General features: G+C 33.3%; 8 protein-coding genes and 1 pseudogene. 1 reads left to right on the forward strand and 8 read right to left on the reverse strand.

What is annotated here, in order from left to right:
• Positions 1-38: 38 nt before the first annotated feature.
• The 8 genes from BGC07_RS16850 to tssB are packed head-to-tail and all read right to left on the reverse strand — an operon-like array spanning position 39 to position 8,634.
• Complete coding sequence (locus BGC07_RS16850) at positions 39-398, reverse strand: hypothetical protein (protein WP_069314236.1); 360 nt, start codon at positions 396-398, stop codon at positions 39-41.
• Positions 399-404: 6 nt separating this feature from the next.
• Entirely contained in the window at positions 405-4,193 is a 3,789-nt protein-coding gene (locus BGC07_RS20275; RefSeq protein WP_069314237.1) for a hypothetical protein, read from the reverse strand.
• Positions 4,194-4,245: 52 nt separating this feature from the next.
• Positions 4,246-4,605 (reverse strand): hypothetical protein, encoded by a 360-nt coding sequence (locus tag BGC07_RS16860; protein ID WP_069314238.1) that lies wholly within the window; start codon positions 4,603-4,605, stop codon positions 4,246-4,248.
• Complete coding sequence (locus BGC07_RS16865; protein ID WP_139121818.1) at positions 4,589-4,813, reverse strand: hypothetical protein; 225 nt, start codon at positions 4,811-4,813, stop codon at positions 4,589-4,591. The genes BGC07_RS16860 and BGC07_RS16865 overlap by 17 nt, the downstream gene beginning before the upstream one ends.
• A gap of 10 nt (positions 4,814-4,823) precedes the next feature.
• Positions 4,824-5,987, reverse strand: coding sequence for a type VI secretion system baseplate subunit TssK (gene tssK / locus BGC07_RS16870; protein WP_069314240.1), 1,164 nt, complete (start codon positions 5,985-5,987; stop codon positions 4,824-4,826).
• Between the two features lie 5 nt (positions 5,988-5,992).
• Positions 5,993-6,595, reverse strand: a complete 603-nt coding sequence (locus BGC07_RS16875) for a hypothetical protein (protein WP_069314241.1) — start codon at positions 6,593-6,595, stop codon at positions 5,993-5,995.
• 13 nt (positions 6,596-6,608) lie between these two features.
• Complete coding sequence (gene tssC / locus BGC07_RS16880; protein WP_069314242.1) at positions 6,609-8,108, reverse strand: type VI secretion system contractile sheath large subunit; 1,500 nt, start codon at positions 8,106-8,108, stop codon at positions 6,609-6,611.
• Between the two features lie 19 nt (positions 8,109-8,127).
• Positions 8,128-8,634 (reverse strand): type VI secretion system contractile sheath small subunit, encoded by a 507-nt coding sequence (gene tssB, locus BGC07_RS16885; RefSeq protein WP_069314243.1) that lies wholly within the window; start codon positions 8,632-8,634, stop codon positions 8,128-8,130.
• 429 nt (positions 8,635-9,063) lie between these two features.
• On the opposite strand from tssB, the pseudogene BGC07_RS16890 reads away from it, so the two are divergent.
• A pseudogene (locus tag BGC07_RS16890) lies at positions 9,064-9,430 on the forward strand (IS6 family transposase); the annotation flags it as partial.

A 9,430-nucleotide genomic window follows, 5' to 3' on the forward strand; every position in this document is an offset into this window, starting at 1 on the left:
TTAAATAGTTTTTAAATTTATTTATATGCACATCGATATTAATTGCATTGGGCAATGCTTTTTTCGAATATTAATAAATGTGACAGAACATCATCAATGGGTTCATTAAGAACGAGGGTATTATCACTGATATAGTCACTAATTGCCTCAAACACCCATGCTAAAGTTTTAGTGTTTTTTTTGACTTTGCTATCATCAAAACCATCACTTGCAACAAATGTCGAAAGAGTATCTAGCTGGTCAATACAGGTACTTTCCTCGATATAATGGCAAACACAAGAATATGCAAGGATCTCAAGACTGAGTTCAACACCCTCCTGCTCAAAAAAAATTTTCAAGAGCTTGAGTGCGTCTCGATATTTTAAATTATAGATTAGTTTTTGTATTTTTTCAATCATAATCTGTCACAAAACTAAAGCAACTCGATGATCATCCTCAGCAGTCAAAAATTTTAGCTTATAAGTTTTATTTTTATGCAAAGCTGTACTATTTACTAAACTAAAGTTTGATTTTTTACTCAGAAAATAACTATAGAAAGAATCGGTTTGCACCTGAGACATTTTGATATTAGATCTTAAATATAATGAAGCATTAGGCAGATTTTTTGCCCATGCATTAAACCCACAATGTTCTTTTTTGTCATCAGGTCTAAATAATATCAGAGCCGCTGACCGAAAAGATTGTGTAGTTGCACTAAGTGAAGAATGTAAATGAACACAGCCCTCAGAATAACTCCTGAAAAGACCTATTAAAGCAGCATGATCATCCTTATTTGGAAAATTACTAAGTTTTGGTCTTACATTACTAAGCTCTTCTCCTCTTAAAAAAAGAAGACCAGATTTTACCTTATCAACATCAGTATAAATCGGATACAATTCGGTGAATTCCGTTCTGTTTTTTGAATGGTCTCTGGTTGTCATCCCATCATTTTTTATCAAATTATGCAGTGTATTGATACTGTTATCTTTATAACCAGCTATCCTCGTATCTAACCTCTCAGTAACGTCTTCATATATTGAACTTTGATTGATACCCTTCATTTCTTGCTTTAAAATTCCATCTCTAAAATGTACATTTTCAATTAAAGGTATTGCATACCTAGCCTTAAAACCATTATTTTGGTCGCTAGCTTTATTGCAGGCATGTTTTGATTCATCAATATCGATGTCATTAATACCATTGAAACCAATTATATTACAAAATTTAACAATACTATCAAAGTACTCTTTACCACTAACAAACCCAAATAAAGAAGAGATTGAGATTAGTTGTACGAAAACATCTTTACAGACAGAAATGAGTCTAATGAATTTAACTTTTAACATCCCTTTCTTGTCACGAACAAATTGACGATAACCAGTTAATTTAGCTATAATATGAAAATAAAAGTAAGAACTTTTTGCTTGTATAACAAGATCCCGTGTATAGGAGCAAGCAGCTTTACTATTTGAAAACTCTTTTTCAATATTATTTGAGTCATCTAAAAGTTCAGAAATATATTTATAGGGTAGCAACCCTAAAAATGATTTTGGTGATGGAAAGTCTTTAAATAGTAAGCTTGACCATTCATCCATATCATTTGACTCCAATATATCAGTAAGACATTTCTGCAGTTCTAATATAGAATTATCATAAGGACTGAATAGCTCTTTAGCCGCAGCCCTATTTAAAAGCTTCCCTTTCTTGTCAATTTGTATTTTTGATCTACTATATATAACATTACTATACTCTACAAGTGCATTATCTTCATGATCCATAAAAATTAACCCAGATAATCCTATAAATTCAATTGAATACTTTAAGCAGTAATAAAAATCTTGATAGTATCTTTTTGTTATCATTTTTATTTCATGATCCAATGTTAAACGTTCTCTAGAAGTTAGATTTAATGATGTCATTGTATTCCTTTCTGCAACAACATCAGATACATCATTTGGAGTCATAACAATCTGATCAGGCGAAATAATTTGTTGATTATTCTTTTCAAAATTACATGCGCTACTAAGTTTAGTAAATGCATTTAAATTCCAATCAACCTCTTCAGCAACGGTTCTCCCATCTTGATTAACAACTTGTTTTGCTGATTCTACAGCTTCTTCTGCATAATTTAGATCCTTGCCAAAAGATAAATAAGTTCTCAGCAAATCCATTATTTTATCATAAAATGAACCCATAATATTGACAAAACGGTGAGACTCCCCTCTTAAATTACTATATTCGGCAATTTTTTTAAGATCATATAAAGTTGATCTAACCTCATCAACCACTTTTTTCATATCAGCCAAATAATCTAAAATAGACTGATGACGCTGTGAAATAATGTAATCACCAGACACTTTAATAATATTAAGCAAATAACTGCGTGATGCATGAAGAAAAATTAACTGCTCAAAACAACTCATCAAAATTGCTGAGTACATTCTTAACAACGGAACAACAGATCCTTTATAACAATCATCTCTAGAGTATTCTATCGCAGTTAACATCATGAATTTTGATCTCTTCGTGATATCCTCAGCTGTGACACTTATGTTATGATTTTGAGCTTCACCTCCATTTGCATTTGCATTTGCATTTGCATTTGCATTTGCATCTACGTTTGCACCTGCGTTTGCATCTACGTTCCCATTCTCACCAATTTGTGCGATTTCTTTCCCAGAAATATATTTAATCTTATTTTTCATTCTGTTAGCAAACTGTGCCCTTAATGCATTAGTGCTCATCTCCCCTTCTTGTCGATTATTCTCATTTCCTTCAACTGCCAGTATATCCACATTACTTTCTTTCATGGCTACCAAGTTATTAAGCATCTCTTGAGCATCAATACCTTGATTAAAGCGTTCCATAAGCAAATTAGCACCACCTTCTTTATCCACGGCATCCTTTACTCTAGATGAGGTATTCAGTGCACCATTAGAGTGTGCTCTCTGACCCCCTAAACTGCTGTAGGGGTTATTAGTTATAGTCCATTGCGCTCGTCGTTGTTCAGTTAGGGGGGCAAATTTATAACTGTTCTTATTAAAAATTTTATCTTTTTTAGAATAATCAAAATCGTAACGACCATATTTTTTAGTAACTGCAGTAACCATAAGCAGTAGTGAAGGTCGATACGTTATTCCTGTATACATATTTTTTTCAGATAAATCCCTTCTTCTTAATAAAAAGTTAATGAATGCAGCTTCAGCGGGAAAACGGTCTTCAAAGCGTTCACACTGCTCATTACTAACACTTACTAAAATATCGGTTACAAAAGAGTCTTTTAATGATGATAACTGCTGTTGCCATATTCTAGAAAATTGTTTCTGTTCCTTTCTATCAAAATCTTTACTGAAATCTATATTTTTAAAAAAATCAGTTGATTTCATCCTTGAAATATAATTATCCACTCCTGCATCAAGAGAAGACTTAAACTGCTGAAGCTTTTCAAGCAAATAAGTATCATAAAACTCTGACATGGATATATCATCATCTTTAGAAAATACAATTGATGAAATTAATGCCAATGTCCCAGGAAACAAGGGCCTTACATCAATCTTTTTAATAGCATTAGATAATGCAAATAAAGGTACTTTTTTAAATATGCCATCCTTTGCACAAATAAGATCTCTCATTATTGACTCAATTGTCAAACCAAACTTTAATTTTCTAGCTGAAGCACCGTCACTTTCACCTCGAGCATTTGTTGCAAAATTTATTTGATTAGCAATGCTCATTGCCTCACTAAAACTAGTTGTATTATTTTTAGCACTAAGTATGTTTTTAACTGTCTTTCCAGATAGGCTTTCAACTGAAACTTTATTGGTCACAATATCAACCAGAACGTCAGAATAACCAGTCTTTGTCATACTAGAGACAACTTTCTGTAGTTCTATTTCTGTATCAACGCCAACATCCCTGTTTTGTTGTTCCCCAAGTATCTTCCTAGCAAAACTTTGAAAATAATATTTAAATGTTTTACTTGATTCTCTATTATTCGTAGATCCTGCCATCATACTTGATAGTTTTGCTGTAATCGTGCTATCAAATTCTGCTCTAAACATGCTATTGAGCTTCATTAAAAATTTATTCAAGTCTTCAAGCATAAAAAATGTAGATGGGACATACATACTATCTTTATAACTGTATGCATTATCTTTACAAATATATACCTGTTTTGTCAAAATATTATACAAATGTCGGGCCAATACTGCCATTATAACCATATCTTGTGATGTAATTGTAATAAAATCGTCCCATCTATCAGTATCAGAAAAATTCTTTATCTTGTGATAAGTAGCCTCTAATTTTTATTAATGCTCCAACAATAGACTCAGCAGACGCTGCATCTAAAAATTCTGATGAACTATCTACTTGCAAGTCAGTAATAACATTTAAAGAATAAAATTGAGGCGGATAAAGATTAGTGTATGCATATCTAGTACTTGAGACAACATTTGAAATACGATCACCAAGTTTTGACATCATACCTCTTTCAGACTCCAACTTTTCTTGAAGATCTGAACTTACTGAAAATTTAACTCTCGGATCAACTACATCAAATTCATTAGGATTTAAACCCGCTTTTTTCGTAATATTTGCAACTGACTCATTAAAAAAATTTTTCATAAAACTTCCAAAACCTTACTCCACTTTTTGCTGTGAGCTTAATTCTTATAACCGGATATCTCTTTCCACCTATTTTAGATTCTTTTAATTTATCACGAAGCTCTTCTTCACTAAGGTTAGGGTTAGCATTTATAATCGCATCAACAGCACTTTGCCCCACAGCAGTTAAAATTGGTTTTAATGGTGTTATTACTGTATCAAGTGCCATAAAGAAATCCTTATACTTTAATAATTGATAATTCATTCCCACCTAAGATAGGATAATTCAATAAACTAAGTTTATTATCTTTTTTGATATATTCAAATTCATGATCTTTTTTTATAAACAACGCTTTATAACCACTGCGCTCGTTAAAGATTCCTCGGTATTTATCTTGATCAATTAAGCTTGCTCCAGATAGCGATCTTGATACAATTGTATTTATTCTTGAAGGTGAACATACCTTCACTTGTCTGATATACTTTTCTTTCATAATCAAGATAAGATCTGAATCCTCGGTAATTTCAAGTCTTGTTGTGTAAACTATGTTGTTCTCAACATAATAGTCAATATGAGAAAATTTATTGAGCTTGCGTGCTAGTTCAACAAAAATTACTCCTGTTAATTTATTAAATGCAATTGCAAAATTGTCATGGCTATAAGAAAGCAAGCCGCTATCTATATTATCTACATCAACGACGAGTGCGTATATTTTAGTTAACTTTTGGAAAAAATGAATAGGGTGACACTGCACTAAATTTTTAGAATTTACCAATAAGAACTGCACTTCATTAATCAATAATCTAATAAAAATACGGTAAGAAGGAGATGCATCAAGAGACTTTTTCTTTGCATAAAGCTTCAACTCTTGAATTAATTTTTCCGTGACTTTCTCAACTTCATCAAAGCATTGTGTAGCAATTGAGAAAGAAGGCGCAATAAAACTATCATTAACTTTAAAACCATCGCCAACTTTACGGTCCAAATCGAATACTTTCATGGTAAATTTAGAATTAGGAATAATTTTATCAGAGAGTAATATTTTTTCTTTTAAAAGGGTTATTTTACCATTTTCAGTATTTTGGTAAAAATCTTCATTTGCAATAAGGTTAAGGTAAATACCAATATGTTCTTTATCAAAATTATTTAAATCTAATGAATTGATTGTAGCATTTTTCCCAATATCTATATACTCACCCTCATAAGTCAAAAAACTCAACTTACTGAATTTCAAAATTCCTAGCTGCATTTCCGTGTCGCTCCAGCGAATATCTAGTAACCCATAATTTGGGATGCCATTGCTGGCGTTCCCAAATTTTTGTTGAGCCATTAAATATTCCGTCAAACACTCAAAATGTTCAGGATAAAGATATTGGTCATTATACCACTTAGGTTTAAGCATAATAACTAGCTAAAATCAACACTTTTTGCGATATTCAACTGATCAACATTTTGTAACGAATAATCATTCTTGTAATTAACCATGTGACGACCCGTAATAACGACATTAGTGTAAAGCTGATCTTTATTATTGGTATACGTGAAATCATCTTTTGTAACTAAAATAACAATAGGACTGCTAGGCTTAATCGCTTGGAACCATACATTTGAAGTTTCTGTAGCATCAAAAGGTTTACACGATTGTTGCTTATTAGGCTCATCAAAGCTAAACACAATTGTCGTCTGCTGTTTTGAAAACTTAATACTAGTAAATTGCTTATATACGTCTTTATGAAAAACTCCTGATATCGTTACATAATGCATACCTATTTTATTATCGGCAGGTAATCTAATCTCGTTCAATATGAAATCAGTCTTAGTTCCTACTGTTTCTCCACCTTCATAAGCTAGTAATTGTGAAGAAGGACTTGTCCCATTGAAGGTTACTGTATTAAAGAATATTCGATCCTCCCCTTGTCGGCTTTCATTGTTAGATCCTGATGCCACAGCGGCTTCATAACTGAGATTAGCAATCAGGTCACCATCTTGAATGTCCCATGTATTTGACATAACCTACCCTCTTTTAAGCTTCTAGTCGTGTATCAATTTTTAACTCAACATTCAGCCCTTCAAACTGAATATGTGGAAGTACAACAATGCTACAGTTGTACCAACCTGCCTTTCCTTCAATATCATCCACTTTTATTTCAGCTTTCTTGAATGGAAAGTATGAAGCTGTTAATTCATCCGGGCTTGAAACTAAAGTCACATAATTACTGATCCAACCATGTAATTTTTGTTGGATAGACTCTTTACCTGTAGTAAGCCCAATATCCATCCTCATCATCGTCCTAACATAATGAGCAATGCGGCAAATTGAATATGTATAAGAAAGGTTCGCAACCATTTGCGAGTTTTGCGAATCAAAGGGATCCTCAAATTCCTCAATATACTTCAATGACTGCGTGCTGAAAAAACAAGCATTTGATGTACCTTTCTCATAGACCAAAGGCATAAACCCAGCATTTGCAAATTCTAATTCACGATAATCCGGCACTATAAACTCAACAGGGGCCTTAATTTCCTCTTTACCTCTCACATCAAAAGTTGGCGTTGACAACCCTTCAATCAACCCTCCACCTTTAGCCCCCCGGATTTGTTGACACCAGCCTCTCAGTTCAAAAGCACGCGTTAGATTTTTTGCAAATAAAATAGCGGAATTTCCCCATAAGTAATCCTGACCATCAAAGTGATTTATCTCTTCTTTAAACGTTTTTAATATTTTCCCTGCTGGATTAATTAATGGATCATAAGGGACACGTAACAAATAACGAGGTAAAGTTAAACCAATGTAAGTTGCTTGTTCAGTTTTCCTAAACTTATTCCACGCACCGAATTTAGGATGTGAAATTAAACTATTGAGGTCAGTAATCAGTGATAATTCTTCTACTGTATTACAGTCAAAAAGCTGAGGAGATACACTACTAATAAAAGGTGCATGTGAGACTGTAGCAATCTTCCCAATTGCAGACAGCCAGGCAATATCCTCAGGTGTACGACTAAATTCATATAGCCCAATCATTGAACTATAAGGCTCACCACCAAACTGATCATACTCTCCTACATAGACTTTTTTAAATAATTCAGCGCCTGTAATATCAATGCTATTACAATCAAAATCTTCTTCTAACTCTTCTTTTGTTACATCAAGCAGATCAATTTTAATATTTGCTTTAAAGTTAGTATCTTTTACTAAATCATTAATAGCTGTCCAAGTAGATTCAAAAGCTTTAAACTTAGGTTGAGTTAAAACTTCATTGACCTGTTGAGAAATCAGATAATCAATTCTATCTAAAATATTTTGAATCAATCCCTTATTAAAACCATCTATATTCTCAGTGTTTGCAAATAACAAGCAAAGACTTGCAACCAAACGCTCTTCATCAGAATAATTTTTATCGACAATATCAATTAGTTGATCTTCAATGAGCGATCCACCCTTATAAGACGATGCGCTTAAATTCAAAATATTAAATAACGTATTAATATTTATTTCTTGCTGAACTTGAACTTCTTTTTCCATACCCGCCTCATTATTTAAATTAAACTTTAAATTTCTCTATTTCAGGTAATTCTTTTTTGAAATTTTCCATTTCATCTTTATTCTTCATCAACTCTAAGATTGTTGCCCGGAATTTTTTATTATTGTCAACGTATGATTCAAGTTCTTTAACCATTTTCTTAATCATTAATAATGATTGAATTTCTGGAATTGATTCTGCTATTGACTCTGGTCGCAGTGATTTCATAGATTTTATGGGTAAATTCACATTGATTGTAGGATTTCTTGCCGGATTTATCTTATTATCGACATTAAATTTTAACGACATATCCATATCATTCATTAATGCATCTAGTGATGCATTTGCTCCAATTTCACGTATTTCCCTTTCTTCCAGGTCAAGCTGTCTATCTTTAGAACTTCCTAGAGAAAGGTCTCCCATAACAATTAATTTAAAAGGTAACTCTTTATCTCTCTTCTTTCCATTAACCTCAGTCTCATAATGAATCTTTATCCTTGACTTTGGAATTTGATCAATGATAGCCACAAGCAATCTCCCTAATTTATATACTCAAAAAAATTATAAAAAACCAACAATAATCTACACTATAATTGTATATAACCAAAGGCGACGGTAGCTTTTAATCGAGCGCAAGCAGAGAACTACAATGGTGTGCTACTGTAGCCACTTCACCAACCTCCAACAATTCCTTGCTTTTTTCGCTTTCAACCTCAGCTTCACAATGAACTGTAAATCTTGATTTAGGCGGTGTATTGCTCTACTATCCACAACTCCCCCTTACCTCTACAAGGTATAGAACAACAAAGAAGTTCGATATATAAATTTATGTTGGAAATTCTTTGTGCGCCAATTGTGGATGTTGATAAACATGCTTTACTTCCAGGAGAATAAGGGCTTTGGCTACATGTCTATTTGATTGTTCAGCTAAATGGGCTGTTGCAAAAAAATTAGGTTATGGCCGCTGAGCGTGGCCTTGAAGTTGAACGCTCAACAGTTTGTCGTTGGGTGCACGAGTATGGCTCTGAAATCGCCAAACGACTTAGGCCTCACTTCCGCCAGACGTGTGCCTCTTGGCGGTTGGATGAAACGTTGGTAAAAACCAAAGGGCGCTGGTATTACCTTTATCGAGTGATTGATAAATATGGTAATACTTTGGATTGGATGCTCAGTCGACAACAAAATGCCAAGGCCGCCATGCGCTTTTTCAAAAAAGCAATAGCCCAACCTTATGTGAAGTCACCACGCGTTATAAATGTCGACAAGCACGCTTCATTTCCACCGGCTCATCAAAAAGCCAAAGAGAAAGGTGTCTTTTCCAAGG

This window comes from Piscirickettsia litoralis, assembly GCF_001720395.1.
GTDB lineage: Bacteria > Pseudomonadota > Gammaproteobacteria > Piscirickettsiales > Piscirickettsiaceae > Piscirickettsia > Piscirickettsia litoralis.